This is a genomic window from Burkholderiales bacterium, assembly GCA_035560005.1.
Taxonomy (GTDB): Bacteria; Pseudomonadota; Gammaproteobacteria; order Burkholderiales; family Eutrophovitaceae; genus DASRFY01.
Map to the genome: position 1 here is coordinate 34,616 of DATMAN010000047.1, position 24,939 is coordinate 59,554.

The window sequence follows — 24,939 nt, forward strand, 5'->3', positions numbered from 1 at the left end:
CGCGATGCGACGCTGCTGCGCGCTCGGCTTGATTGCTCTGCTCGCCGGTTGCGCCATGGCGCCTCGCGTGCCGCTGCCGGCAGACACTGCCGCCATCCGGGATTTCGAGCTGAGCGGGCGGGTGGCGGTGCGCATGGAAGGCCGCGGCTACGCCGCGCGGCTGCGCTGGCAGCACCGCGACAGCCGCGATGCGCTGTGGCTCTATTCTCCGGTCGGTTCGGTGCTGGCGACGCTTACTGTCGCCGCGAACGGCGCCGTGCTCACGACCGCCGACCAAGCGACTTTTCGCTCCAGCGATGTCCAGGAGCTGACCCGCGAGGTGTTGGGCTGGGATCTGCCGCTTGAAGGGCTGCAACACTGGGTTGTCGCGCGTCCCGATCCGCATGTCCCCATCGAGGACGCGCGGCGCGACCCGCGCGATCGCCTGCAGAGCCTGCGGCAGCGCGAATGGACCATTTCCTATCTGGCCTACGCCGCCGACAGCGGCCTGCCCTCTTCGATGGCGCTGCGGTACGGCCAACTGCAGCTCAAGCTGGTGATCGACCGCTGGCACCACGCCGCTCCCGCGCCATGAGCGCGAAATGGTGGCGCTTTCCGGCGCCGGCCAAGCTGAACCTCTTCCTGCACGTGCTCGGGCGCCGCGCCGACGGCTACCACCGCTTGCAGACGGCGTTCCGCTTCATCGACTTGTGCGACGAGATCCATGTTCGGGTGCGCACCGACGGGGTGGTGCGCCGTATCACCGAGCTTGCCGGCGTGCCGGAGGATGCCGATCTCGCGGTGCGCGCCGCGCGACTGCTGCAGGCTTGCAGCGGCTGCCGGCTCGGCGTGGACCTGCGCGTGGACAAGCGCATACCGCTTGGCGCAGGCATGGGCGGAGGAAGCTCGGACGCCGCCACCGTGCTGCTCGCCCTCAACCGGCTCTGGCGCCTGGGATTGACGCGCGCCCAGTTGCAGCGGCTCGGCCTTCAACTGGGCGCCGACGTGCCGGTGTTCGTGTTCGGTCGCAATGCCTTCGCGGAAGGCGTTGGCGAGCGCCTCACGGCGCTCGATCTGAAGCCCGCGTGGTATCTGGTCCTGCAGCCGCAAGTCGCGGTTTCCACGGCGGAAATCTTCTCGGACCCGGAATTGACACGCAACAGTCGAGCCATCACAATAGCGGCCTTTTTGGAGGGCCAGGGTCGCAACGATCTCGAGCCGGTCGCGTGCCGGCGCCATCCCGAGATCGCCCGCCATCTGGTCTGGCTCCGGCAGTACGCAAACGCAGCGATGACCGGCTCCGGCGCATGTGTCTTCAGCGCGTTCGAAACCGAATCCGAAGCGCGGCGAGTCCTGGGTGAATTGCCCGGCGGCATGCGGGGCATGGTCGCGCGAGGGCTAGAGCGTCACCCGCTGTATCGTGAGGACGCTGAATAGGATTCTGGGGAGTCGCCAAGCTGGTTAAGGCAGCGGATTTTGATTCCGCCATTCGAGGGTTCGAATCCTTCCTCCCCAGCCAGATTTGACAGTTCCGGCGCCGGCACTTGTGCGGCGTCATAACCGAAGGAGACCGCAACACGCCGCAGCGCGGCGTGTTGCTTTTTTTGGCGACGCCCGTCTAGCAGCGAAGGTTCGGCGATGGCTTACGACAGCTTGATGGTGTTCACCGGCACGGCGAATCCGAAGCTTGCCGAGGACGTCGTCAGACATCTGAACATCCCGCTCGGGCGCGCCACCGTCGGTCGCTTCAGCGACGGCGAGGTGATGGTCGAGTTGCTGGAGAACGTGCGCGGAAAGGACACGTTCGTGCTGCAGTCGACCTGCACGCCCACCAACGACAGCCTGATGGAGGTGCTGCTGATCGTGGATGCGCTCAAGCGCTCTTCGGCCGGGCGCATCACCGCGGCGATTCCCTATTTCGGCTATGCCCGGCAGGATCGCAGGCCGCGCTCGGCGCGCGTGGCGATCAGCGCCAAGGTCGTGGCGAACATGTTGCAGGCGGTGGGCGTCGACCGGCTGCTGACCATGGACCTGCACTCCGACCAGATCCAGGGATTCTTCGACATCCCGGTGGACAACATCTACTCGGCGCCGATCCTGCTGGGCGATCTGTGGAAGAAGGACTACGAGGACGTGGTGGTGGTGTCACCCGACGTCGGGGGCGTGGTCAGGGCCCGCGCGCTGGCCAAGCGCTTGGAGTCGGACCTGGCGATCATCGACAAGCGCCGCCCGAAGCCCAACGTGGCCACGGTGATGAACATCATCGGCGAGGTGGCCGGTCGCACCTGCGTGATCATGGACGACATGGTCGATACCGCCAACACGCTGTGCGAGGCCGCGCAGGCGCTGAAGGAAGAGGGCGCGAAGATGGTGCTCGCCTACTGCACGCACCCCGTGCTGTCGGGCAAGGCGGTGGAACGGATCGAGAATTCCGTGCTCGACGAAGTGGTCGTCACGGACACGATTCCGCTGCGCGAGGAGGCGAGACGCTCCAGGCGCATCCGGCAACTGTCGATCGCCGAACTGCTGGCCGAGACCATGCGGCGCATCAGCAACGAGGACTCGGTGAGCTCACTGTTCATGGACTGATTCTGCGACGGCACGCCTGCCGGCGTGCCTTTTTCGAAGACCGGTGGCTGGTCGCGGCCGCCGCTCGGACTTGACTGGAGAGAGCAATGGCAAAAATCGAAGTGACCGCCGCGCCGCGGTCGGTGCAGGGAACGGGTGCGAGCCGCCGCCTGCGCCGGGCCGGACGAGTACCCGGCATCGTCTACGGCGCGGACCTGCCCGCACAGGTGATCGAACTCGACCACAATGCGCTTTATCTGCAGCTTCGCCAGGAGGCGTTTCACGCGTCGATCCTGAACATGAATCTGGAGGGCCGGACCGAGCGCGTCCTGCTGCGCGGCGTACAGATGCATCCCTGGAAGCCGCAGGTGCTGCACGTGGATTTCCAGCGCGTCTCGGCCAACCAGAAGATCCACATGAAAGTTCCGCTGCATTTCAAGAATGCCGAGGTCTCGCCTGGGGTCAAGGCCGGGGGCATCGTCGCGCACGTCATGAGCGACATCGAGATCAGCTGTCTGCCCGATGACCTGCCGGAGTTCATCGAAGTCGATCTGTCCACCCTGCAGCTCGGGCACTCGGTGCACATTTCCGACCTGACGTTGCCGAAGGGCGTGGAGTCGGTGCAGCTGGTGCGCGGTGACGATGCGGTGGTCGCCACGGTGCAGATACCCAAGGTGATCGAGGAAGTCGAAGCGGTCACGGCGGCGCCGGCCGAAGGTGCGGAAGTTCCGGTGGAAGGTGCGGCGCCGGCGGCCGCGCCGGCTGCGGCGGCAGGCGAGAAGAAAGAGGGCGAAAAGAAAGAAGGCGAGAAGAAGTAACCGCTTCCCGGCATCGCGGGCCCGCTGGTTGGCGATCCGGCCAGCGGGCTTTTTCTTTGTGACGGGTATCCAATGAAGCTCGTCGTGGGACTCGGCAATCCGGGGCGGCAATACGCGGCCACCCGGCACAACGTGGGATTCTGGTGGATCGATCGCCTCTGCGCGCTCGACCGCGTGGCGCTGCGCATGGAAGCGCGCTTCCACGGCGAGATCGGCCGGCTCGCGCGGGGTGGACGCGAGTGCTGGCTGCTCAAGCCAGCGACCTACATGAACGCCAGCGGGCGAGCGGTGCAGGCGCTGGCGCACTTCTACAAGTTCGCGCCGGAAGACGTGCTGGTGGTTCACGACGAGCTGGACCTGCCGCCGGGCGCGGCGAAACTCAAGAAAGGCGGCGGTGTGGCTGGCCACAACGGCTTGAAGGACATTGCCGCGGTTCTGGGCCAGGACTTCTGGCGGCTGCGCATCGGCATCGGTCATCCCGGCGACCGGGCGCTGGTGACTGGTTACGTTCTCGCGCCCCCGCGCAAGGAGGAAGCCGAGCAGATCGAAGCCGCGATCGCTCGCAGCCTGGAGGTCTGGCCGCTGCTGCTGGAAGGACATACCGAGCGCGCGATGCATCGTCTACACACCAAGGTATGAGGCGAGAAGCCTCGGGCGTAAGGTGCAGGACGTTTTCGACCCGGCTGCCTTACGCCTCACGCTTTGCTCCTCACCCGAACTCATGAGCCTGAAATGCGGAATCGTCGGGCTGCCCAACGTCGGCAAGTCCACGCTGTTCAATGCGCTGACCAGAGCCGGAATTGCTGCGGAAAACTATCCGTTCTGCACCATCGAGCCCAACGTCGGCGTCGTCGAGGTCCCCGACCGGCGTCTTGCGGCGCTGGCGGCCCTCGTGAAGCCGCGGAAAGTCATCCCGGCCATCGTCGAGTTCGTCGACATTGCCGGGCTGGTGGCAGGTGCGTCCAAAGGCGCCGGACTCGGCAACCAGTTTCTCGCCAACATTCGGGAAACCGACGCGATCGCCCACGTGGTGCGCTGCTTCAGCGACCAGAGCGTGATGCACGTGACCGGCAACATCGACCCGGTCTCCGACATCGAGACGATCAACACCGAGCTGGCGCTCGCCGACCTCGCCACGGTGGAGAAGCAGCTGGCGAAGTACGCCAAGGTGGCGCGCGCCGGCGGCGACAAGGAGGCGCAGCGCCTGGTCGCCGTGCTGGAAAAGGTGCAGGGAGCCCTCAATCAGGTCCGGCCGGCACGCGCGTTGACGCTCACGCGGGAAGAGCGTGCGCTGCTGCAACCCCTGTTCCTGCTCACCTTGAAGCCCGCCATGTACGTGGCCAACGTCGGCGAGCGGGGCTTCGTCGGCAACCCTTTGCTCGATCGCGTCTTGGCTCGCGGGAATGCCGAAGGCGCTCCGGTCGTGCCGATCTGCGCCGCGCTGGAAGCGCAGATCGCCGACCTCCCTGAGGAAGACAAGCGGGTCTTTCTGGCCGATGCCGGACTGGAGGAGCCGGGGCTTAACCGCCTGATCCGCGCCGCCTACGACCTGCTGGGCTTGCAGACCTTCTTTACCGCGGGCGAAAAGGAAGTGCGCGCCTGGACGATCCACAAGGGCGACGCCGCGCCCAAGGCAGCAGGCGTGATCCACACCGATTTCGAACGCGGCTTCATCCGCGCAGAAGTCATTTCCTTCGCAGACTTTATCGCCTATGGCGGGGAGCAGGGAGCGAAGGAGGCGGGGCGCATGCGGCTGGAAGGCAAGGAATACGTCGTGCAGGACGGCGACGTGATCCATTTCCGCTTCAACGTCTGAAACGGTATGGGACACGCGCGAGAGATTGGATTAAAGACACTGCGCAAGTCCTTCTGTAAAAACAATTTACAGGACAGCAGCATTCCGGTACATTGACCGCGCCTGAAGGCCCTCTTTCTAAAAGGAGACTTGCGTGAGCAAACACATTTCACTGGGAGTTGCCGCGTTACTGGCCGTCGGATGGATGGGCCCGGTTCTGGCGCAGGACGCAGAGGATAACCAAGGCGCTTCACCCTGGTACGTCGGTCTCGGAATCTCGCGCAACGACGGCACCATTCCGGGCAATGTGGTCAGTGGGATCGGCGCACTGGCGGCGCCCGGTGGGACGACTTTCACCAGCACTACGGTCGATGACCGCTTCGCCGGCTCGAAGCTGTTTGTCGGCTACCGGTTCTTCGATTTTCTGGCGCTCGAATTGGGCGCCACCCGCCTTGGCACCGCCCGGGTCAACTACAACTATCTGGCGGGCTTGACCAGCATCGGTACGCTCGAAATGGCCTATTCGCTGAAAGCGCTTTATCTGGACGCGGTGGGCATGTGGTCGCCGACCGCCCGATGGACGCTGCTTGGGCGCGTGGGTCTGAGCGTGGGTCAGTCCACCGTGAAGTTCGACGGCAACCCGATCACGCTGGTGTTTGCCAGCAACGAAGATCAGGACGATACCAAGACCCGGGTGAAGTTTGGCGCGGGCGTTCAGTACAACTTCACGCCCGCGTGGGGCTTTCGCGGCGAGTGGGAACGCTACAAGCTGCCCGAGCCGGTCGTGGCCGACGAGTTGATCAAGATCGATTCCTTCACCGGCTCGGTTGTCTACCGCTTCTGAAGCGGGTGCGCGGGCTGCCGGTTACCTCCCCTGGCGGACGGGTGCCGCGAGTCGCTCGACGCCGAAGCGGATTCCCTGCGCCAGTGGAAGTTCGCCGCTCCAGTTGATCGTATTCGCCTGGCGGCGCATATAGGCCTTCCAGGCGTCGGATCCGGCTTCGCGCCCGCCGCCGGTTTCCTTTTCGCCCCCGAAAGCGGCACCGATTTCCGCGCCGGAGGTGCCGGTATTGATGTTGGCGATGCCACAATCGCTGCCCAGCGCGGAAAGGAACTGCTCGGCATGGCGCAGGCGCTCGGTGAACAGCGCCGAGGACAGGCCTTGGGGCGCGGCGTTGTTGAGCGCGATCGCCTGCTCGAAATCCCGATACCCCATCACGTACAGGATCGGCGCGAAGGTTTCTTGCTGCACCACGTCCCAGTGGTTCTCGGCGAGAGCCAGCGTGGGCTGAACGAAGAAGCCGGGCCGCTCCAGGACTTCGCCCCCGTACAGGATCTTCCCGCCCAGCTCGCGCAGGCGGGCGAGCGAGCCCCGGAAGCGGTCGCGCGCGGGCTCGTCGATCAGCGGCCCCATCAGGGTTTGCGGATCGAGCGGATCACCGATGCGCACCTGAGCATAAGCGGCGGCGAGTCGCTGCGTCAGCTCGTCGAAGCGCGATTGGTGCACGATCAGCCGCCGCGTGCTGGTGCAACGCTGGCCGGCGGTGCCCACTGCGCCGAAGAGTACTGCCTTGACCGCGAGGTCGAGGTTCGCGGTCTCGTCGACGATCACGGCGTTGTTGCCGGAGCATTCTAGCAGGCAGCGGCCCAGCCGCTGCGCGACCAGCTGCGCGACTTCGCGGCCGACCGCGCTCGACCCGGTGAACGACAACAGTGCCACCCGGTGATCGGCAACGAGGCGCCGCGCGATTTCGTCCTCGTCGGTGAGCAGCAGCGAGAAAACGCCAGGATGATCCGACTCACGCATCACGCGCTCGACGATGCGCTGGATCGCGACCGCGGTGAGTGGCGCCTTGGGAGAGGGTTTCCATACCACGCTATTGCCGGCCACCGCGGCGATGAAGGCGTTCCAGGCCCATACCGCGGCCGGGAAATTGAACGCGGTGATGACCCCGACCACGCCGAGCGGGTGCCATTGTTCGCAGAGCCGATGGCGCGGCCGCTCGGAAGGCATGGTCACGCCATAGAGCATGCGCGAGAGCCCGACCGCGAAGTCGGCGATGTCGATCATCTCCTGGACTTCGCCGTCGCCTTCCTGCTTGATCTTTCCAGTCTCGAGCGAAATCAGGCTGCCGAGTGCGTCCTTGTGATGGCGCAGTTCGTCGGCGATGCGGCGCACCCATTCGCCGCGTTCGGGCGCCGGCACCTCGCGCCAGCGCGTGAAGCTCTCCACGGCTGCGGCCATGACCTGCTCGAGTTCGACCGCACTGGCGCGCCCGACCTCGGCGATCGGCTCACCGCTGGCCGGGTTGATCGAAGCGAACGAGCGCGGGGAAGCGAGCCAGGCGCCGCCGCAATACGCGGCCGCATTGAGCGGAGCGATTTCGAGCGCACGCACAAAGTCCATGACGATCTCCCTGCCGCCGGCCACTACGCCGGCGGCGCTTGGTCCAGCTCGGTCAGCACCGCGCGCAGCGCCGCGACCGCTTCGTCGATCTGTTCGCGCGTGATGATGAGCGCCGGTGTGAAACGCAGCACCCGGCCGTGCGTGTCCTTGGTCAATACCCCGCGCTCGAGCAACCGTTCGCACAGCACGCGCGCCGGAACGCGCTCGGTGTCGATCTCCACGCCGATCAGCAGGCCCTTGCCGCGCACTTCGCGCACGAGCGGGCTCGAGATCTCTTGCAGCCGGCGCATGAAATAGCCGCCCAGCTCGGCGGCGCGCTCGGGGAGCCTGCGTTCCACCAGAACGTTGAGCGCCTCCAGCCCCACCGCGGCGGCGAGCGGGCTGCCGGCAAACGTACTGCCATGGTCGCCCGGGCGGAAGACTTCCATCAAGTCACGCCGGCCGACCAGGGCCGAAACTGGGAGCACGCCCCCGCCGAGCGCCTTGCCCAGAATGACCGCGTCCGGTCGCACGCCTTCGTGCTCGCAGGCGAGCATCCGGCCGGTGCGGCCGAGCCCGGTCTGCACCTCGTCGCAGATCAGCAGCACGTTGTGCGCGCGGCAGATCCGGGCGCAGCGCGCGAGATAACCGGGCGGCGGCACGATGATCCCACCTTCGCCTTGGATCGGCTCGACGAGAAATGCTGCGGTGTCGGGAGTGATCGCGCGCTCCAAGGCATCCGCGTCGCCGAATGGCACCAGCTCGAAGCCCAGGGGATAGGGGCCGAAACCGTCGCGGTATTGCGCTTCGGAAGACATCGCCAGGATGGCGATCGAGCGTCCGTGAAAATTGCCCTCGCAGGCGATGATCTGCGCCCGGTCGGGCGCCACGCCCTTCACCGTGTAGGCCCACTTGCGCGCGGCCTTGAGCGCGGCCTCCACGGCCTCCAGCCCGGTGTTGGCCGGAAGTGCCATCGGCAGTCCGGTGATCTCGCAAAGGCGCCGCAGAAACAGCGGCAGGCGGTTGTTGTAGTAGACGCGCGAAGTCAGCGCGAGCGTGCGCGCCTGCTCGGCGAGCACGCGCGTGATGCGCGGGTGGCAATGCCCATGGCTCAGCGCCGAGTAGGCGCTCATCATGTCGAGGTAACGCCGCCCCTGCTCGTCCCACAGGTACGCGCCTTCGCCGCGCACCAGCACCAGCGGTAGCGGATCGTAATGGTGAGCCCCGTAGCGATACTCGATCTCGGCAAACGCGGGTACGGCCTCACCCACGAGCAGGGCTTCGGCCAGGCTCGCGGCGAGCATGCCTGTCACGCCTTCCCGATCGCGCTGCGGGTCGTACTCCACGATCTCGCCGCCGAGCAGCGTTGGCAGCGTGGCAAGACGCGCCAGCGCCGGCCGCAATGCGGCAGCGGACAATCCGCCGGGAACCGGCGTGCCGACCGCCGGTGCCTCGACCGGGTCCAGCGCGTCCAAGTCGAGCGTCACGCCAAATCCCACCGTCCCGCACTGCACGATCTGCAGCGCGTCGCGCATCACGGCCTCCAGCCCGCGCTCCTGGATCTCGCGCATGAAGAACACGCGCACACCCAGGCGCTGCAGCAGCGCGGCCTCCGAGGGCTCGAAACTGCGCACCCCGATCAGACACACCCGGCCGGGTTCAAGGCGAGTGCCGCCGGCGATCGCAGTGAGCGCCGGGTCGCCGTGCCCGAGCAGGCAGGCGAGCGGCATGCCGTGCAGCGCTCCGCTCGGGGTGGTGTGCGGCGTGTGAGCATCCATGTGCGCGTCGATCCAGAGGAGGCCGATCGGCCCGCGGCTGCGCAGCGCGCGGGCCGCGCCCTTCCACGTGCCGATCGCACAGCTGTGGTCACCGCCGAGCACGAGTGGCAGCTCCGCTTGCCGGACTGCCGACTCGACCTGCTGCGCGAGGTACTTGCAGATGTCGACCACCGCCTCGAGCGTACTGCCGTCACGATACGGGCGGATCGTTTCCACCCAGCGCACGCGACGCCCGCGCGCCCGCAGTCGCTCTATCAAGTCGAGCGCGCGCAGGGCATCGGGAGCGGATTCGCAGCCGCGATCCGCGGCGCCGAGCCCGCTCGCGACACCGATGATGTGAATCGTTCGGGGAAACTGCTGGACTTGAACCCTGGGATCGTTCATCTCCCGGGTCTCCGGAGTGCTGAACCGTGACTTGCCAGCGTTAGAGCGCGAGACGGCGTGCTTTGTTCAACTCTCAATCCGTGCCGAGTCGCCGGTGGCCGCCAGAAGGCGTGTTCAGCGCCTGCGGGCGCTCCCGCCGAGAATCGAGCCCAGGACGCCGCGGATGATGCGGCGGCCGACCTCCGCGCCGATCGCGCGCGCCGCGCTCGTGACCAGCGCTTCGCCTGCACCTTGACGGCGCCCGCCGCCGAGCACGCTCCCGAGCAGTCCTCCACCCGCGGGGGCTGAGGGGGCCGCAGGCGCAGTCGCCGCTTCGAGCTGTGCGCGGCGCGCCCTGAGCACTTCATGCGCGGATTCGCGATCCACCGGCTGATCGTAGATACCGGCCACCAGGGAGTCTCTTATCAACGCGGCGCGCTCGGCAGCAGTTATCGGGCCGATGCGGCCTCCGGGCGCGAGAACCCAGGCGCGCTCTACCATGGATGGAGTGCCTTTTTCGTCGAGCAGCGAGACCAGCGCCTCGCCCACCGCGAGCTCCATGATCGCCTTCTCGACGTCCAGCCGTGGATTGGCGCGCAGCGTCGTGGCGGCGGCCTTCACCGCTTTCTGGTCACGCGGGGTGAAGGCGCGCAGCACGTGCTGTACGCGATTGCCGAGCTGACCGAGCACCGCATCGGGAATGTCGAGCGGGTTCTGGGTGACGAAGTACACACCCACGCCCTTGGAACGCACCAGCCGAACGACCTGTTCGATCTTCTCCAGCAGCACCGGCGGGGCCTCGCTGAACAGCAGGTGCGCCTCATCGAAGAAGAACACGAGCTTTGGCTTGTCCGGGTCGCCGACCTCGGGCAGCTCCTCGAACAGTTCGGAGAGCAGCCATAGCAGCAGCGTGGCGTAGACTTTCGGATAGGCCATCAACCGGTCGGCCGCGAGGACGTTCACTACGCCGTGACCCTGCCCGTCGGTCTGCATCAGATCCGCGATGTTGAGGGCCGGTTCGCCAAAGAACCGGTGAGCGCCCTGTGCCTCGATGGCGAGCAGGCCGCGCTGGATCGCGCCGATGCTGGCGGCGGAGACGTTGCCGTACTCGATGGTGTACTGTCTTGCGTTCTCGCCCACGTGCTGCAGCATCGCGCGCAGATCCTTCAGGTCGAGCAGCAGCAGGCCGTTGTCGTCGGCGATCCTGAAGACGATCTGCAACACGCCGGCCTGCGTGTCGTTCAGATTCAGCATGCGCGCCAGCAACAGCGGCCCCATTTCCGAGACCGTTGTGCGCACCGGGTGGCCGTGCTCGCCGAATACATCCCAGAACGTGACCGGACTGGCCGCGAAGCGCGGCGCCGGCAAGCCCAGCCGGTCGAGCCGCTCTTTGAGCTTGGGCGACATCGCGCCGGGCTGCGACAGCCCCGCAAGATCGCCTTTCACGTCCGCGGTGAACACCGGCACCCCGATCGAGCTGAAAGCTTCGGCCATGACCTGCAGCGTCACGGTCTTGCCGCTGCCGGTGGCTCCCGTGATCAGCCCGTGACGGTTGGCCATGGCGGGCAGGAGGCAGAGATCGTGGTCAGAGCGGGCGATCGGCAGAGGTTGCAGCATGACGGGCATCGAGAGGGTCTTGGCGCATGTTAGAATTTACGAAGTATATCAGCCGCCTACGCTGAATCTCGCATCGCATCACGGGCGTTGTGCACAGCGCAGCAGGCCACATCGAGCACATCCGGAAAGCGCTATGGCAGGCCACAGCAAATGGGCCAACATCCGACACAAGAAGGCCGCGGCCGATGCCAGGAAAGGCAGGATCTTCACGCGGCTTATCCGGGAAATCACCGTCGCCGCGCGCCTCGGCGGTCCCGACCCGCACAGCAATCCGCGGTTGCGCCTGGCGATGGACAAGGCCTTCGACCAGAACATGCCAAAGGACACGGTGGAGCGCGCGATCAAGCGCGGCAGCGGCGAGCTGGAAGGCGCGAGTTACGAGGAGGTGCGCTATGAAGGGTACGGCATCGGCGGCGCGGCGGTGATGGTGGACTGCATGACCGACAACCGCACGCGCACGGTGGCCGATGTGCGCCACGCGTTTACCAGGCACGGCGGAAATCTCGGCACCGACGGCTCGGTCGCATTTCTGTTCAAGCACTGCGGCCAGCTGGTGTTCGCGCCCGGCACCGACGAAGACAAGCTCATGGAGGCCGCGATCGATGCGGGTGCCGAAGACGTAATCAGCAACGACGACGGCTCGCTGGAGGTCATCACCGATCCCGCCCAGTTCTCCAGCGTGCGCGAGCGGCTCATCAAGGCCGGTTTCAAGCCCGCCTTCGCCGAGGTGACCTTCAAGCCAACGATCGAGAACGTCCTCACCGGTGAGGACGCCGCGCGCATGCAGAAGCTGCTCGACGCGCTCGAGTCGCTCGACGACGTGCAGGAGGTCTACACCACGGCCGTGTTCGACGCGCGCTGAGCCGCGACCGGAGACTTGCCATTCATCCTTTGCGCGCTCACCTCCCACCCGTCGCAAGGCCGCCGCGGGCGCGCCGCCGTTGTGGACTGGCGGCGTGAGGATTCTCGGCATCGATCCGGGATTGCGGGTCACGGGGTTCGGGCTGATCGAGAAGTCCGGGCACTCCCTGAACTACGTGACGAGCGGTTGCATCCGCACACCGGAGGCCGAACTGCCGGAGCGCATCAAGGCGATCCTTGAGGGCCTCAGCCAGGTAATCGCCGAGGGTCGGCCGCAGCACGTCGCGCTGGAGCAGGTGTTTGTCAACGTGAATCCAGCCTCCACCCTTCTGCTGGGACAGGCGCGCGGGGCGGCCATCTGCGCCGCCGTGAACCACCGGCTGCCGGTCTCGGAGTACACGGCGCTGCAGGTCAAGCAGGCGGTGGTCGGCAACGGCCACGCCAGAAAGGAGCAGGTACAGGAAATGGTGCGACGTTTGTTGCGGCTGCCGGGCTTGCCCAGCGCGGACGCCGCGGATGCCCTGGCCTGTGCGATCTGCCATGCGCACGGCGGGCTCGGGCTTGGGGTGCTGTCCACGGGCGGGTACCGGATGAAGCGCGGGAGATTGCGGTGATCGGCAAGATCACCGGGACGCTGCTCGAGAAACGCCCGCCGATGGTAATGGTGGACGTCAACGGTGTGGCCTACGAACTGGATGTTCCGATGAACACGCTCTACCAGCTGCCGGCTACCGGCGCGAGGGTTACCCTCTACACGCATCTCGTGGTGCGCGAGGACGCCCACCTGCTGTTCGGCTTCGCCACCGAGGAAGAGCGCCAGGCGTTCCGGCAGCTGATCAAGGTCAACGGCGTGGGCGCGCGCACGGCCTTGGCGGTGCTTTCGGGACTGTCGGTGCAGGACCTCTCGCAGGTGATCGCGGCCCAGGACGGCTCGCGCCTCATGCGGATTCCGGGTGTGGGCAAGAAGACCGCCGAGCGTCTGCTGCTCGAACTGAAGGACAAGCTGCACGTCCCGGGCCAGGCCGTGCCCGACCCCGCATCGCGGCACGACGACGCGTTAAACGCCCTGCTCGCGCTCGGTTACAGCGAAAAGGAAGCAGCCCGCGCGCTGTCTGCATTGCCGCCGGGGCTGAGTACCTCCGAAGCCATCCGCCACGCTCTGAAACTCCTGTCGAGAGTCGTGTGATGAACCAGAGCCTGTTGCCGTGGCCGGGGATCCTCGGCCTCCTCATGCTCTGCGCGGCAGCGGGCGTGCCGGCGGCTGAAGAGGATGCCGCCACGGCCAAGGCCGATGCCGTCTCGCGCATTATCGAAAGCCATGACCCCACGCTGTCGGTGAGAATCGGGCGGGTCTATGTCAAGCAGGCTGCACTGCGGGCGGCGCGCGAACTGCTGGTCGAGCGCGGGCGCGCGTCGGGCGTCGGTGCCGAGTGGAAACTCGATCATCCGACGTGGGTGGCGGCGGAACGCGAACTGATGGAAGGGATCGATGCACTGATCGAACGCAAGGTGTCGCACCCGGCATGGGTCAAGCAAGCCTGGTCCGAGTCGGTCATGCGCATCGTCAGCGGCGAGGAAGCGGACGAGATCGCGGTGCACTTCGCCAGCGAAGGCGGAGAGCTGCAGCGGCGCGTGATCGAATGGTTTGTCGGCGAGCTGACCCTGCAGACCTACACGTTCACCGAGCGGCTGCGCTACGGCGTGCCGGGGTCGGAGGCGGAGATGCGCGACCTGCAGCAGGCAACCTACGAGCGTGCCATGCTCGACCGCATCTACGATCTCAGCGAGTATCCGGGCGCCCTGCGCTTTGCCAGCCGCGACCCGGGCGTGAAGTACTTCAAGATGATGGTCACGCAGGGCGTGCATGCCCTGCACGTGCATCTGGAAACGGTGGCCGAGGAAGCGCGACGGCTTATCCGGTCACGGGCCGATCGCGCCGATGCGCACATCGCCCGCGCGCTCGGCGCGGCCCGGCGCAGCTAAGAGCGCCACCGATTTGCCGTCAGAGGGAGGAACGTCGATGTCGATTCGTTGCCGGCTGGGAGTGTGCGCGCTGCTCGTGGCGTTCGCAGCGCCGGTTTCCGCGCAGGAGGCCGCCCAAGAGGACGAGACTCAACGCTATCGGGGCGAGGCGATCGATCGCTTGATCGACAGCCACGATTTCACCCTGATCGCCGGCGCGGGGCGACTGTTCCTGAAGCAGTCGGCGATCAAGGCGGCAGACCGGCTAATAGGTCAATGGGGACGCGAGGCGGGGCTCGGGATGGACTGGGATTCCCGGCAACCCGCCTGGCAGCAGGCGCGCGGCGTGCTGCTCGAGCGCGCCGAGCGGCTGCTCCTGCGCCGATTCGACAGCCAGATATGGGTACGCGACGCATGGTCGGCGTACCTCGGCGCGGCGTTCTCGGGGGAGGAGGCGGACCACATCGCAGACCATTTCGCCACCGAGGGCGGGCGCGAGCAGCGCCGGCTGATGGACTGGTTTCTCGGCGAATTCGTTCTCTTCAACTATACCTTCACCGAGCGCATCCAATACGACATGCCGGGGGCGCAGGAAGAACTGCGCCGCCTGCAGCGTGCCGCGCAGGAACGGCTGCCGCGGGAGGACGTGCATTTCACCACGCGCTTCGAGGACACCCTTGCCTTCATCGGCCGCGATCCGGGGTTGAAATACTGGAAGATGCTCGCCATCCCGCTGCTGGGCGAGATCTTGCGCCGCATCGATTCCATGGCGCGCGAGATCGAGACCGAAATGCAGAGCGGCCGCAGCGAGGTGCAACCCTTGATCGACGGCTTCGCCGCCGCTTCGTGATCCGGCGTGCGCGCAGCGCGCACCGATGTCGCTCCGGGACGACAGGAAAATCAGGCCTCTAGGTACTTGGTGCGCGAGTCCCGTAGGTATAATGCCGCGGGTGTCGATGCGCCTTGGGGACGGAAAGAACATGAACGTTGCGCATGGGTGGGCGCTATGCCTTGCCGGCTCGATGGCAATGGCAGCGGGATCGCCGGGGGTCGCGCAAACCGAGCCGACGCACAAGATGGAAGCGCTGATCGCAATGCACGATCTGAGGACCTCCGTCTCCATCGGGCGCTATTATCTGAAGCAGGAAGCGCTGCTTGCCGTGCGCGAGCGTCTGGTGCGACTGGGCGCGGAGCACGGGCTGGGAGCCGGCTGGAATTCCGCCAGCCCGTACTGGCGGCAGGCCGAAGAGGCGGTGCTGGAACAGGTCATGTCGCGCATCGATGCGGAATTCGACAGCCTGCAGTGGCTGAAACCCCTCTGGATGGAGCTGACGCGCAGCGAGTTCAGCGACGAGGAGATCGACGCCTTGCTGGCGCATTTCCGCTCCGAGGTCGGGCGCAAACAGGTGCGCATCGTCGATCACACGGTTTCCACCCACGTCATGATGCGGTTGTCCTTTGCGGGCAGACTGAAGGAGGTCCCCGGCGCCGACGAAGAGCGCAGCCGCATGCAGCAGCTCTGGAATGACGAGGATCGCGAGATGCGCTTCTCGATCGAGGGCGCAGCCAACGCTGAAGGCCAGCGCTTCGCCCTTTCGCCGCTCGGCAAGAAATACTTGGTCACGGCCGTGCTCAAGCTCACCGGCCTGCTGAGCCGGCGCATCGAGGACCTGGCCGCGGCGGTCCCCGGCGAGGTGGACGCCGGCATCGGGCGTGTGCAGCCCCTGGTGGAAGAGTTCAAGCATGCGCGCGGCTGACGCTCGCCACGCTCGGCGCAGCCGCGCGCGCGGCGCCCCATGATCGAGACCGACCGGCTGATCGCCACGGCGCCGATTTCGCCTCAGGAAGAGGCATTTGAGCGGGCCCTGCGTCCGCGACACCTCGACGAGTATGTCGGGCAGGAGAAGATCCGGTCACAACTGGCCATCTTCATCACCGCGGCGCGCAAGCGCGCCGAAGCGCTCGACCACGTGCTGCTGTTCGGCCCGCCCGGGCTGGGAAAGACCACGCTGGCACACATCATCGCGCGCGAAATGGGCGTGAACCTGCGGCAAACCTCGGGGCCCGTCCTGGAGCGTCCGGGCGATCTGGCGGCGCTGCTGACGAACCTCGAACCCAACGACGTGCTCTTCATAGACGAGATCCATCGCCTGTCGCCGGTGGTTGAGGAAATTCTGTATCCGGCGCTGGAGGACTATCAGATCGACATCATGATCGGCGAAGGTCCGGCCGCGCGTTCCGTCAAGCTGGATCTGCCGCCCTTCACCCTGATCGGCGCTACCACCCGTGCGGGCATGCTGACCAATCCGTTGCGCGACCGCTTCGGGATCGTGTCCCGGCTGGAGTTCTACAACGCCGCCGAGCTGCAGCGGATCGTCGAGCGTTCGGCGCGCCTGCTCGAAATCCAGACTACGCCCGACGGGGCGCTGGAGATCGCTTCGCGCTCACGCGGCACGCCGCGCATCGCCAACCGGCTGCTGCGCCGCGTGCGCGACTATGCGCAAGTCAAGGCGGGCGGAGTGGTCGATCGCGCTACGGCCGACGCGGGCCTGTCGATGCTCGACGTGGATGCCTGCGGCCTGGACGTCATGGACCGCAAGCTGCTGCTGGCGGTGATGGACAAGTTCGGGGGCGGTCCGGTCGGCATCGACAGCTTGGCCGCAGCCATCGGTGAAGAGCGCGATACGATCGAAGACGTGCTCGAGCCGTTTCTCATTCAGCAAGGCTATCTGCAGCGCACGCCACGCGGGCGCGTCGCCACGGTCAGCGCGTACCGGCATCTGGGGCTGGCGCCCGCGGCGCCGGTACCGCAGGGCAGCGGCGACTTGTGGCGGGGGAACTAGCGATCGCCTTCTCGGTTTCAGTTCGGGTGTACTTTCGGGACACCGATGCGGGCGCAGTGGTGTATCACGGAACCTATCTGGATTACCTGGAACGGGCACGCACCGAATGGCTGCGCAGCCTCGGATTCGACCAGCGCGCGCTCATGCACGAGCACGGTGTCGTGTTCATCGTGCGCGCGCTGCAAGTCGACTATCTCCGTCCGGCCGTCCTGGAGGACGTGTTGCAGGTGAGTGCGGCGCTGCGGGACCTGGGACGGGTGCAGCTCACCCTGGATCAGCAGGTGCGGCGCGGGACGGAACCGCTGGTGCGCGCGTCGGTCAATCTCGCGTGCGTCAGCGCAGGTCAGTTGCGCCCGATGCCGATCCCGCCCCCTTTGCGCGCCGCCTTGTCCGCGGCCGGCGGCGCCGGCGAGCATAGCCGGTTCGCGGCTCGGGAGAGGCACTAGGTGGCCCGTCGGCTCGAACGTCTGTCAACAGGGCCGGCGCTCGCCGTGTTCGTGTTGCGGCTTCGCAGCCGACCCGGCATGCGGGTCGGTCTCCAGTTTCTTAGAGAGGTGTCATGAACCTCAGCCAGGATCTTTCGCTATTGTCCCTCGTGGCCAATGCCAGCGTGCTGGTTCAGCTGGTCATGGCGGTGCTACTGGTGCTGTCGGTGGCTTCGTGGTGGTTCATCTTCCGCAAGATGTTCGTCGTACGTCAGGCGGTCCGGCGTACCGACGATTTCGAGCGCAGCTTCTGGTCCGGCGCCGACTTGGGCACGCTCTATCAGGCCGCGACCAGCGCACGCGCCAGCTCGGGCAGCCTGGAGCGCGTCTTCGAATCCGGTTTCCGCGAGTTCGTCAAGCTGCGCAAACAGCCCGGCATCAGTCTCGCCGTATTGATGGACGGGACGCGGCGCGCGATGCGGGCGACCTACCAGCGGGAGATGGACCACCTGGAGTCGCACCTGTCGTTCCTCGCCACAGTCGGCTCGGTGAGCCCGTACATCGGCCTGTTTGGCACCGTGTGGGGCATCATGAACGCGTTCCGCGGACTGGCCAATGTCGGCCAAGCCACGCTGGCGCATGTCGCGCCGGGCATCGCCGAGGCGCTCGTGGCCACCGCAATGGGACTGTTCGCCGCGATCCCGGCGGTGGTGGCGTTCAACCATTACGTGCGGCACATCGAGCGGCTGTCGACCCGCTTCGAGAGCTTCATGGAAGAGTTTTCCAACATCCTGCAGCGCCAGGCCAACGCTGCGGTGCTGGCGCAGACTCAGAACATGCCGATGATGCAGGGGGTAGCCTGACCATGCTGCGCCGCCATCGCCGGTTGATGAACCAGATCAACGTCGTGCCCTATATCGATGTCATGCTGGTTCTGCTGGTCATCTTCATGGTTACCGCGCCCCTGCTCAATCCTGGAGTCATCGAGCTGCCCACGATCGGCAAGGCTTCCAATCCGCCCGTGCAACCCATGGAGGTCATCGTGCGTGCGAGCGGTGCGCTCTCGGTCGTGGACCGCGCCGTGTCCGCAGTGGAGCGCCCGGTCGCCCGCGAGGAGCTGGTGCAGATCGTCAGGACGAAACAGAAGAACCGGCCCGATCAGGCGGTGGTGATCTCCGCCGACCGGAACGTGAGATACGAAGCTGTACTGCAGGTCATGGATCTGCTGCAGCAGAACCAGGTGAAGAGGGTGGGATTGCTGGCGAATCCCAGGAGCTGATGCGACGTGCGGGTTCAGAACCTGGACGTGTGGCTTCCGGTGTCCTCGCACTGGCGGTGCACGTGATCTTCTTCGCGCTGCTAGTATTCGGAATCAGCTGGCAGAAGAAGGTCACCTTGCCGGTCGTCGCCGACCTTTGGGAGGAACTGCCCGAACCGCGCCCGGAGCCCGCGCCGGCGAAGAGCGAGCCCAAGCCAGCGCCCCCTGAACCGAAACCGAAGGTTGCGCCTGCGCCGCCGAAGGTGGAGACCCCGCCCAAGCCCACGCCCGCGGACATCGAACTGAAGGAGAAACAGCGCAAGCAGCACGAGGAGGAGGCAAGGCGGCTGGCGGAGCAGAAGCGGGTCGAGTCCGAAAGGCGCCGCCTCGAGGAAGAAGAGCAGAAGCGCACCGAGGCGCAGCGGCTCAGGCAGGAGGAGGAAGCGCGCAAGCGCGCGGAAGCGATCCGCCTGGCTGAGGAGCTGCGCGAGGAAGAAGAGGCGGCGCGCAGAGAGCAGTTCCGGCGTGAGGAGGAGGCGAAACGGCGCCAGGAAGAGGAGCGGCAGCGCATGGCCGCCCTGGAGGAGCAGCGCCGCCGGGAGGAAGCCGCGCGCCGGCAACGGGAAGCGGAGGAGGCGCGGCAGAAGGCGGAGGCCGACGCTCGGGCGGCGCGCGACCGCGAGGTTGCCGACTATGTTGCCCGCATCCGCGCCAAGATCCAGGGCCGAGTCGTCATTCCGCCCAACCTGCAGGGCAACCCGCAGGCGGTCTATGAGGTCGTGCTGCTTCCCGGGGGGGACGTGCTGCACGCGGTATTGAAGCGCTCCAGCGGCTCGCCGGCCTACGACGCCGCGGTGGAGCGCGCGATCCTGGCGGCGCAACCGCTGCCGGTGCCAAGCGACCCCAACCTGTTCCAGAGCAGCTTCCGGGTACTGGAGCTGAAGTTCAAACCCAGAGAGTAAGCGAGGATGACAAGACTGCTGGCCCACATCGTACTGTCCGCGACCGCTGCACTGATTTTCAACGGCGCTGCGCGCGCCCAATTGACGATCGAAATCATCGGCGGAGGCGCGCAGCAGATCCCGATCACCGTGCTGCCCTTCGGCGGGGAGGATCGCTTCACCCAGCGTGTGAGCCAGGTCGTCTCCGCGGATCTCGCGCGCAGCGGCATGTTCCGGCTGGGCAGCCACGGCAGCGTGCGCCCGTTCCCGACCGAAGCCCCGGAGGTCGATTACCGCTACTGGAAGAACGAAGGCACGCAGACGCTGGTGATCGGGCGGGTCATCGAGCGCGCCGACGGCAAGCTCGAGGTCCGGTTCCGCATGCTCGACATCGCCAAGCAGTCGCAGGTGCTCGGCTATTCCTTCACCGTAGCCGTGCCTCAGCTGCGGCTCACGGCGCACAAGATCGCCGACCTGATCTACGAGAAACTGACCGGCGACATTGGCGTGTTCGCGACCAAGATCTGTTACGTGGTCAAGAGCGGAGAGTTGTTCGAGCTGCAGGTGGCCGATGCCGACGGCTTCAGCCCGCAGGTGGTTCACCGCTACAAGGAGCCGATCATCTCCCCCCAGTGGTCACCGGACGGATCGCGCATCGCCTACGTTTCCTTCGAGCAGAAAAAACCCATCGTGTATGTGCTCAACGTCTTCGACGGCACGCGCAAGGTGGTGGCCAACTTCGAAGGCTCCAATTCCGCGCCGGCTTGGTCACCGGACGGCAGGCGCCTCGCCGTGACGCTGACCAAAGACGGGACCTCGCAGATCTACCTGATGCACGCGGATGGCAGCGGCCTCGAGCGGCTGACCTTCAGCAACTCGATCGACACCGAGCCGAACTTCTCGCCGGACGGACGCTATCTGCTCTTCACTTCGGATCGCGCCGGCAGCCCGCAGATCTACCGCATGCGGGTGGACGGTAGTGGGGAACCCGAACGCATGACCTACGAGGGCTCCTACAACGTGACGCCGCGGCACAGTCCCGACGGCAAGTCCTTCGTGTTCATTCATCGCAGCGAAGGCCGGTTCAACGTCGCGGTGCAGGATCTGGCAACGCGGCAGGTGCAGGTGCTGACTTCCGGAAACCTCGATCAATCGCCGACCTTTGCACCCAACGGCAAGATGATCCTCTATGCATCCGAGATAAGGGGGCGTGGTATATTAGCCGCCGTCTCAAGCGATGGTCGGATCAAGCAACGTATCACCGCGCAGGCCGGCGACATTCGCGAGCCGGCGTGGGGACCGCTTCTGGACAATCGCCGAAAGGAGTCTGAACGATGAGACAAGCAGTCGTTTGCCTCTTCCTGCTTTTCTTGCTCGTTGCCTGCGCGAGCCAAGGACAACGGGGCGCCGAGATCGAGCAGCGCGATCTGTACGAGCAGGGCCAGGCGCCAACCGCGCAGACGGAGGCCGACAAGCAGGCGCAGATCCTGCGCGAGCAGGAAGAGCTGAAGCGCCAGCTCGAGGAACAGCAGCGTCGCCAGCAAGCCGCCACGGAAGAACCGGTCATCCGTCCGATCACTGGTAGCACCGTGGGCGGCGCGCAGTTGGGCGCCGATCCATGGACCAAGCTGAAAGAGCCCGGCAGCCCGCTGAGCCAGCGGTCCATCTATTACGATTTCGACCGCTACGACATCAAGGAAGAGTACGTCCCGATCGTGGAAGCGCACGCCAAGTTCCTCATGGAGTATCCAAATCTGAAGATCGTCGTGCAGGGCAATTGCGACGAGCGCGGCAGCCGGGAGTACAACTTGGCGCTGGGGCAGCGGCGGGCCGACAGCGTCAAGCGCGCAATGGCGCTGCTGGGAGTCGCCGAAAAGCAGATCGAAACCGTGAGCTTCGGTGCGGAGAAGCCGGTGGCCCTCGGTCAGGACGAGGAGAGCTGGGCGAAAAACCGGCGCAGCGACATCGTTTATCTGAACGAGCCGCAGTAGTCACCGATATTGCTGCGCGGCGCGGTTGACCGGCTCACCCGCGCGAGCCGCAGGGAGGCCACGAGATGAGTCAGCGTGCGTTGTTCGTTCATCCATCTCTTCACGTCATCAAGGGGCAGCGCTGGCTGCCCCTTGCTGTTTTGACGCTGTGCGCCGGCGCCGCTCACGCGGCGATAGACCCGGAGGCGCCTGTGCAGCTGTCACGCCAGCAGAGCCAGCTTGCGCAATTGCAGGCCCAGGCGCGCGCGATGGAAAGCTGGCGCTTGTCGCTGCGGCAGCAATCCGTGGTCCTGCAGACCCGCTACGACAGCCTGCACGAGGTGCAACGTGAATTGGACAACCGCTTCATGGCGTTGCGCGACCGCCGCGACAGTCTCGACTCGAAATGGAAGACGTTTCGCGCGAGCCATCAGCAGCTCGCCTTCCGCGTTGCGGACGTGCTCGCCCAGGCCCAGACGCTGAGCGAAGGCGAGCAGCCGCGTATCTGGCTCGCGCAAGCGGAAAGCCAGACCGGCGGACGCGGCATGATCCAGCTGCTCAACCAGGTGGAGACTCTCAACGCGGAGTTGAACAAGCTGCGCGGCAAGGTCGAGGAACTCGGTCACGGTATTGCCAGTGCCGAGAAGCGCCAGCGCGACATGTACCTGGACCTGGATACCCGCATGCGGCGCCTGGAGCAGGCAATGGCCGCCAATCTGAAAAGGGAGCAGGAGGCCATCGGTGCGCTCGAGGAGCGCCTGCGCAAGCTCGAGCAGTCACAACAGTCCGCAATACCGCCTCCCGTCAATACCGCGGCGGGGAGCGATGCTCCGGCACCTGCGGTAGTGTCCGCGTCGAATCCCGCGCCGGCTGCTTCCGAAGGCGCACAGCGCGCCTACGAGACGGCACTGAGCAGTTACCGCACTGGAGATTACCAGGGTGCGATCAACGGTTTCGTCGGTTTTCTCCAGCAGTATCCGCAGCACCCGCTAGCGGCCAACGCGCAGTACTGGATCGGGGATGCGTATTTCCAGTTGCGCGACTACAAAGCTGCGCTCGAGGCGCAGCGCCGGCTGATTGCCGCCTATCCCGACAGCCCGAAGGTGCCTGATGCGATGCTCAACATGGGCAGCGCTGAGCTCGGGTTGGGGGACTTGGCTGCCGCGCGCAAGTCGTGGGAGGAATTGGTAGCGAAGCATCCCAGCAGCGAGGCAGCAGACAAAGCGCGGCAGCGGCTCGCCCGCTTGCGCTGAGCGGCTGCGCCGGGTGCGCGCCACTGCGTCGAAACAGAGAACAGATTGGTTGACCGTGTCCGAGACCGGCCGCTAAAATGCGCCCCTTTTTTGGGCGGTTAGCTCAGCCGGTAGAGCAGCGGACTTTTAATCCGTTGGTCCGGGGTTCGAATCCCCGACCGCCTACCACGTCGCGACGAGCGGCGCAGGGCCAGCAGCGAGCTGGCCCTTCGTTTTTTTCGAGGCGAGGCTGCTGCGATGCTACGCAGGCATTCCGCGCCGCGCGCGCGCGGCGCGGCGCGCGCCTTCCAGCAGACGCTCGCCTTCGAGCCGGCGCGCTTCGTTCGCCACCGCGACGCGGAAGGCGTACGGCACGATATCGAACGACGGGTCGAGCACTACCAGACGCTGCACCTCGTTCGCGCTCATGCCGCGGGCGAGCAGTTCGCGCGCGAACGCGCGTTCGGGCGGGTTTGCCACCGCGTCGCGCATCCTGCGCGCGAGTATTCGCTTGAGTTTGTCGTTCATGATCATGGCGGCCTCCTTTGTGATTCCGTGTGCCTCGCGGAACACCATCGCTTCGCAAGGCCCGGCTGCGCGCGTCGTGCAGCGTCGCTTCGAGCGGCGGAAGGTGCGTGACCGGAAACAAAGAATCTGGAGAACGGCTCGGTCGAGCATCCCGCCGCGGCCCGGCGGGACGACCGTCGGACATCAGGCGCCGCTGCGGCGGGCTAACCGCCCGGGACTCGGGTGCTTCGGCCGCGCCAGCATCGGGTGCACGCGCCTTGCCCACCCAGGCAGAGCGCCGGGCGCGCAGGGGGTGCGTGCGCAGAAGAACTCGATGGGTGTCATGGCTTGCTCGAAGCTGTCTAGTGAATGTATGGGCAGCGCGCGCTTTGTCAAGAAAGCGCCGCGAAAGTTCACGCCGCCCGGCCTGCCGCGGACGTTTGCTAGAATGCCGCGCTGCGGGCCGTTAGCTCAGCTGGTAGAGCAGTGGACTCTTAATCCAACGGTCGGGGGTTCAAATCCCTCACGGCCCACCACATCAAAAGCGCGGCATTCACCGCCCCTTTGTGCTCTTGCGGGGCCTGTCCTGGCGGGCCGGCGCACGTATAATCTCGCCCCTTCGTTCACGCCCGCTGCGAGGAGCGTCTCATGCGTCTTTGCACGATCGTCCGGGAGCACGGTGCAGAGGCCGCCGTGGTCACGCGCACCGGAATCGTCCCGGTGTCCGCCATCAACCGTCACTTGGGCAAGGCGTGGGCAGAAGACCTGTACGACCTGATCGGTCGCGGCCTCTCGCCGCAACTGCAGCGCGACGCGGAAGCCGTGCCGGTGAAGCTTGATCCGCGGTCGGTGCGCTTTGGCCCCCTGTACCGGCACCCGCGCAAGATCCTCGGCATCGGCCTGAACTACCGCGACCACGCCGCCGACTTGAACGCGCCCTTTCCAACCGAGCCGGCGTCGTTCATGAAGTGCGACAACACCATCATCGGCCCGGAAGAAACGGTCGAGTTGCCGCCCGAGTCCGAGCGCGTGACCGCGGAAGCCGAACTCGGCGTGATCATCGGCCGCACCTGTCGCTTTGTCTCGGAACGCGAAGCAGCGCACTGCATCGCCGGCTATTGCCTGATCCTGGATATGACCGCGGAGGACATCCTGCAAAGAAATCCGCGCTTTCTGACCCGCTCGAAGAACTTCGACACCTTCTTTTCCTTCGGTCCGGAATTGATCACGCCGGAGGAAGTGCCGGACGTCCTGAACGTGAAGGTCGGCACTTACAGGAACGGCAAGCTGCACCGCGAAAACGTCGTGGCCAATATGGCGTTCCCGCCTTACCAGCTGCTGTCTTTTCACTCGCACGTCGCAACCCTGTACCCCGGCGACATCATCAGCACTGGAACACCCGGTGCCGTGGTCATCGAGGACGGAGATGTCGCCGAATGCCGCATCGAAGGCCTGGGTGTGCTGCGCAATCCGGTACGCCGGCGTGTGCGCTAGACCTAGCGCCGGTCAACCGCGCGGCAAGGCGATCCGTTGTACGCGTGGCGCCAAATGCCCGCGCAGCCGTGGGTCCACCCAACCAGAACGCTTGGACAGGAGGAGGCGAAAATGAAACGCAGTTGTTCACGCATGCTCGCGC

At 66.0% G+C, this 24,939-nt stretch carries 26 protein-coding genes, 3 tRNA genes and 1 pseudogene; 25 read left to right on the top strand and 5 right to left on the bottom strand.

The genetic code is table 11. The features are described from left to right. Positions 1-4 precede the first annotated feature (4 nt). The 8 genes from lolB (at position 5) to VNM24_06795 (ending at position 6,004) form a co-directional block, all read left to right on the top strand. On the top strand, positions 5-574 hold the full coding sequence (gene lolB, locus VNM24_06760; protein HWQ38303.1) for a lipoprotein insertase outer membrane protein LolB: 570 nt from the start codon (positions 5-7) through the stop codon (positions 572-574). Next, on the top strand, positions 571-1,416 hold the full coding sequence (gene ispE / locus VNM24_06765) for a 4-(cytidine 5'-diphospho)-2-C-methyl-D-erythritol kinase (GenBank protein HWQ38304.1): 846 nt from the start codon (positions 571-573) through the stop codon (positions 1,414-1,416). Before lolB ends, ispE begins: the two co-directional genes overlap by 4 nt. Before the next feature lie 5 nt (positions 1,417-1,421). Continuing rightward, a tRNA-Gln gene (locus VNM24_06770) sits at positions 1,422-1,498 on the top strand. Positions 1,499-1,617: 119 nt separating this feature from the next. Next, on the top strand, positions 1,618-2,568 hold the full coding sequence (locus tag VNM24_06775) for a ribose-phosphate pyrophosphokinase (GenBank protein ID HWQ38305.1): 951 nt from the start codon (positions 1,618-1,620) through the stop codon (positions 2,566-2,568). Positions 2,569-2,663: 95 nt separating this feature from the next. After that, the gene (locus VNM24_06780; protein ID HWQ38306.1) at positions 2,664-3,365 is read left to right on the top strand and encodes a 50S ribosomal protein L25/general stress protein Ctc; all 702 of its coding nucleotides are present in this window, start codon (positions 2,664-2,666) and stop codon (positions 3,363-3,365) included. 72 nt (positions 3,366-3,437) lie between these two features. Beyond that, positions 3,438-4,004 carry an aminoacyl-tRNA hydrolase gene (gene pth / locus VNM24_06785; GenBank protein ID HWQ38307.1) on the top strand — a complete coding sequence of 189 codons (567 nt, stop codon included), beginning with the start codon at positions 3,438-3,440 and terminating at the stop codon, positions 4,002-4,004. A gap of 82 nt (positions 4,005-4,086) precedes the next feature. Then, a complete protein-coding gene (gene ychF / locus VNM24_06790) occupies positions 4,087-5,181 on the top strand; it encodes a redox-regulated ATPase YchF (protein HWQ38308.1) in 1,095 nt (364 codons plus the stop codon). Positions 5,182-5,314: 133 nt separating this feature from the next. Continuing rightward, positions 5,315-6,004, top strand: a complete 690-nt coding sequence (locus VNM24_06795; GenBank protein ID HWQ38309.1) for an outer membrane beta-barrel protein — start codon at positions 5,315-5,317, stop codon at positions 6,002-6,004. 21 nt (positions 6,005-6,025) lie between these two features. Here the strand turns inward: VNM24_06795 and VNM24_06800 are convergent, their stop codons facing one another. From VNM24_06800 to VNM24_06815, 4 genes and pseudogenes are all read right to left on the bottom strand, one after another. Further along, entirely contained in the window at positions 6,026-7,567 is a 1,542-nt protein-coding gene (locus tag VNM24_06800) for an aldehyde dehydrogenase family protein (GenBank protein HWQ38310.1), read from the bottom strand. Positions 7,568-7,590: 23 nt separating this feature from the next. After that, the gene (gene rocD / locus VNM24_06805) at positions 7,591-8,850 is read right to left on the bottom strand and encodes an ornithine--oxo-acid transaminase (GenBank protein HWQ38311.1); all 1,260 of its coding nucleotides are present in this window, start codon (positions 8,848-8,850) and stop codon (positions 7,591-7,593) included. After that, positions 8,830-9,708, bottom strand: a pseudogene (locus VNM24_06810) (arginase). Before VNM24_06810 ends, rocD begins: the two are co-directional and overlap by 21 nt. Positions 9,709-9,822: 114 nt before the next feature. Beyond that, on the bottom strand, positions 9,823-11,304 hold the full coding sequence (locus VNM24_06815) for a helicase HerA-like domain-containing protein (GenBank protein HWQ38312.1): 1,482 nt from the start codon (positions 11,302-11,304) through the stop codon (positions 9,823-9,825). Between the two features lie 133 nt (positions 11,305-11,437). On the opposite strand from VNM24_06815, the gene VNM24_06820 reads away from it, so the two are divergent. The 15 genes from VNM24_06820 to VNM24_06890 all read left to right on the top strand — a co-directional run bounded on the left by VNM24_06820 (position 11,438) and on the right by VNM24_06890 (position 22,985). After that, on the top strand, positions 11,438-12,166 hold the full coding sequence (locus VNM24_06820) for a YebC/PmpR family DNA-binding transcriptional regulator (GenBank protein ID HWQ38313.1): 729 nt from the start codon (positions 11,438-11,440) through the stop codon (positions 12,164-12,166). A gap of 94 nt (positions 12,167-12,260) precedes the next feature. Continuing rightward, entirely contained in the window at positions 12,261-12,779 is a 519-nt protein-coding gene (ruvC, locus tag VNM24_06825; protein HWQ38314.1) for a crossover junction endodeoxyribonuclease RuvC, read from the top strand. Next, positions 12,776-13,351: a Holliday junction branch migration protein RuvA gene (gene ruvA / locus VNM24_06830; GenBank protein HWQ38315.1), complete on the top strand. Its 576-nt coding sequence runs from the start codon at positions 12,776-12,778 to the stop codon at positions 13,349-13,351. Before ruvC ends, ruvA begins: the two co-directional genes overlap by 4 nt. Continuing rightward, positions 13,351-14,148, top strand: a complete 798-nt coding sequence (locus VNM24_06835; protein ID HWQ38316.1) for a hypothetical protein — start codon at positions 13,351-13,353, stop codon at positions 14,146-14,148. Before ruvA ends, VNM24_06835 begins: the two co-directional genes overlap by 1 nt. A gap of 37 nt (positions 14,149-14,185) precedes the next feature. Continuing rightward, positions 14,186-14,977, top strand: coding sequence for a hypothetical protein (locus tag VNM24_06840; GenBank protein ID HWQ38317.1), 792 nt, complete (start codon positions 14,186-14,188; stop codon positions 14,975-14,977). A gap of 130 nt (positions 14,978-15,107) precedes the next feature. Next, positions 15,108-15,884 carry a hypothetical protein gene (locus VNM24_06845; protein ID HWQ38318.1) on the top strand — a complete coding sequence of 259 codons (777 nt, stop codon included), beginning with the start codon at positions 15,108-15,110 and terminating at the stop codon, positions 15,882-15,884. Between the two features lie 39 nt (positions 15,885-15,923). After that, positions 15,924-16,970 carry a Holliday junction branch migration DNA helicase RuvB gene (gene ruvB, locus VNM24_06850; protein ID HWQ38319.1) on the top strand — a complete coding sequence of 349 codons (1,047 nt, stop codon included), beginning with the start codon at positions 15,924-15,926 and terminating at the stop codon, positions 16,968-16,970. After that, the gene (gene ybgC / locus VNM24_06855) at positions 16,955-17,416 is read left to right on the top strand and encodes a tol-pal system-associated acyl-CoA thioesterase (GenBank protein HWQ38320.1); all 462 of its coding nucleotides are present in this window, start codon (positions 16,955-16,957) and stop codon (positions 17,414-17,416) included. The genes ruvB and ybgC overlap by 16 nt, the downstream gene beginning before the upstream one ends. 113 nt (positions 17,417-17,529) lie before the next feature. After that, positions 17,530-18,258 (top strand): protein TolQ, encoded by a 729-nt coding sequence (gene tolQ / locus VNM24_06860; protein ID HWQ38321.1) that lies wholly within the window; start codon positions 17,530-17,532, stop codon positions 18,256-18,258. Positions 18,259-18,260: 2 nt separating this feature from the next. Continuing rightward, the gene (locus VNM24_06865) at positions 18,261-18,674 is read left to right on the top strand and encodes an ExbD/TolR family protein (GenBank protein ID HWQ38322.1); all 414 of its coding nucleotides are present in this window, start codon (positions 18,261-18,263) and stop codon (positions 18,672-18,674) included. Positions 18,675-18,703: 29 nt separating this feature from the next. Beyond that, positions 18,704-19,615 (top strand): cell envelope integrity protein TolA, encoded by a 912-nt coding sequence (locus tag VNM24_06870; protein ID HWQ38323.1) that lies wholly within the window; start codon positions 18,704-18,706, stop codon positions 19,613-19,615. A gap of 6 nt (positions 19,616-19,621) precedes the next feature. After that, a complete protein-coding gene (gene tolB, locus VNM24_06875; GenBank protein HWQ38324.1) occupies positions 19,622-20,932 on the top strand; it encodes a Tol-Pal system beta propeller repeat protein TolB in 1,311 nt (436 codons plus the stop codon). Then, the gene (gene pal / locus VNM24_06880) at positions 20,929-21,585 is read left to right on the top strand and encodes a peptidoglycan-associated lipoprotein Pal (protein HWQ38325.1); all 657 of its coding nucleotides are present in this window, start codon (positions 20,929-20,931) and stop codon (positions 21,583-21,585) included. The genes tolB and pal overlap by 4 nt, the downstream gene beginning before the upstream one ends. A gap of 65 nt (positions 21,586-21,650) precedes the next feature. Beyond that, positions 21,651-22,817, top strand: coding sequence for a tol-pal system protein YbgF (ybgF, locus tag VNM24_06885; protein ID HWQ38326.1), 1,167 nt, complete (start codon positions 21,651-21,653; stop codon positions 22,815-22,817). Between the two features lie 92 nt (positions 22,818-22,909). After that, a tRNA-Lys gene (locus VNM24_06890) sits at positions 22,910-22,985 on the top strand. Positions 22,986-23,057: 72 nt separating this feature from the next. Here VNM24_06890 and VNM24_06895 read toward each other — a convergent pair. Beyond that, positions 23,058-23,330, bottom strand: coding sequence for a hypothetical protein (locus VNM24_06895; GenBank protein ID HWQ38327.1), 273 nt, complete (start codon positions 23,328-23,330; stop codon positions 23,058-23,060). A 433-nt stretch (positions 23,331-23,763) separates the two neighbouring features. Between VNM24_06895 and VNM24_06900 the strand changes: the two genes are divergently transcribed. Both VNM24_06900 and VNM24_06905 read left to right on the top strand, forming a co-directional pair. Beyond that, positions 23,764-23,839: transfer RNA gene (locus tag VNM24_06900), tRNA-Lys, on the top strand. A 112-nt stretch (positions 23,840-23,951) separates the two neighbouring features. After that, a complete protein-coding gene (locus tag VNM24_06905; protein ID HWQ38328.1) occupies positions 23,952-24,797 on the top strand; it encodes a fumarylacetoacetate hydrolase family protein in 846 nt (281 codons plus the stop codon). Positions 24,798-24,939 lie beyond the last annotated feature (142 nt).

Excerpts from the sequence above, each read along its gene's own strand:
- VNM24_06835 (HWQ38316.1), top strand. The coding sequence starts at position 13,351 with ATGAACCAGAGCCTGTTGCCGTGGCCGGGGATCCTCGGCCTCCTCATG.
- VNM24_06815 (HWQ38312.1), bottom strand. The coding sequence starts at position 11,304 with ATGCTGCAACCTCTGCCGATCGCCCGCTCTGACCACGATCTCTGCCTC.
- pth (HWQ38307.1), top strand. The coding sequence starts at position 3,438 with ATGAAGCTCGTCGTGGGACTCGGCAATCCGGGGCGGCAATACGCGGCC.
- VNM24_06895 (HWQ38327.1), bottom strand. The coding sequence starts at position 23,330 with ATGATCATGAACGACAAACTCAAGCGAATACTCGCGCGCAGGATGCGC.
- ybgF (HWQ38326.1), top strand. The coding sequence starts at position 21,651 with ATGAGTCAGCGTGCGTTGTTCGTTCATCCATCTCTTCACGTCATCAAG.
- VNM24_06845 (HWQ38318.1), top strand. The coding sequence starts at position 15,108 with ATGAACGTTGCGCATGGGTGGGCGCTATGCCTTGCCGGCTCGATGGCA.
- VNM24_06905 (HWQ38328.1), top strand. The coding sequence starts at position 23,952 with ATGCGTCTTTGCACGATCGTCCGGGAGCACGGTGCAGAGGCCGCCGTG.
- VNM24_06820 (HWQ38313.1), top strand. The coding sequence starts at position 11,438 with ATGGCAGGCCACAGCAAATGGGCCAACATCCGACACAAGAAGGCCGCG.
- tolB (HWQ38324.1), top strand. The coding sequence starts at position 19,622 with ATGACAAGACTGCTGGCCCACATCGTACTGTCCGCGACCGCTGCACTG.
- VNM24_06775 (HWQ38305.1), top strand. The coding sequence starts at position 1,618 with ATGGCTTACGACAGCTTGATGGTGTTCACCGGCACGGCGAATCCGAAG.
- VNM24_06840 (HWQ38317.1), top strand. The coding sequence starts at position 14,186 with ATGTCGATTCGTTGCCGGCTGGGAGTGTGCGCGCTGCTCGTGGCGTTC.
- lolB (HWQ38303.1), top strand. The coding sequence starts at position 5 with ATGCGACGCTGCTGCGCGCTCGGCTTGATTGCTCTGCTCGCCGGTTGC.
- ispE (HWQ38304.1), top strand. The coding sequence starts at position 571 with ATGAGCGCGAAATGGTGGCGCTTTCCGGCGCCGGCCAAGCTGAACCTC.
- ruvB (HWQ38319.1), top strand. The coding sequence starts at position 15,924 with ATGATCGAGACCGACCGGCTGATCGCCACGGCGCCGATTTCGCCTCAG.
- tolQ (HWQ38321.1), top strand. The coding sequence starts at position 17,530 with ATGAACCTCAGCCAGGATCTTTCGCTATTGTCCCTCGTGGCCAATGCC.
- pal (HWQ38325.1), top strand. The coding sequence starts at position 20,929 with ATGAGACAAGCAGTCGTTTGCCTCTTCCTGCTTTTCTTGCTCGTTGCC.
- rocD (HWQ38311.1), bottom strand. The coding sequence starts at position 8,850 with ATGCTCGCCGCGAGCCTGGCCGAAGCCCTGCTCGTGGGTGAGGCCGTA.
- VNM24_06865 (HWQ38322.1), top strand. The coding sequence starts at position 18,261 with ATGCTGCGCCGCCATCGCCGGTTGATGAACCAGATCAACGTCGTGCCC.
- VNM24_06800 (HWQ38310.1), bottom strand. The coding sequence starts at position 7,567 with ATGGACTTTGTGCGTGCGCTCGAAATCGCTCCGCTCAATGCGGCCGCG.
- ychF (HWQ38308.1), top strand. The coding sequence starts at position 4,087 with ATGAGCCTGAAATGCGGAATCGTCGGGCTGCCCAACGTCGGCAAGTCC.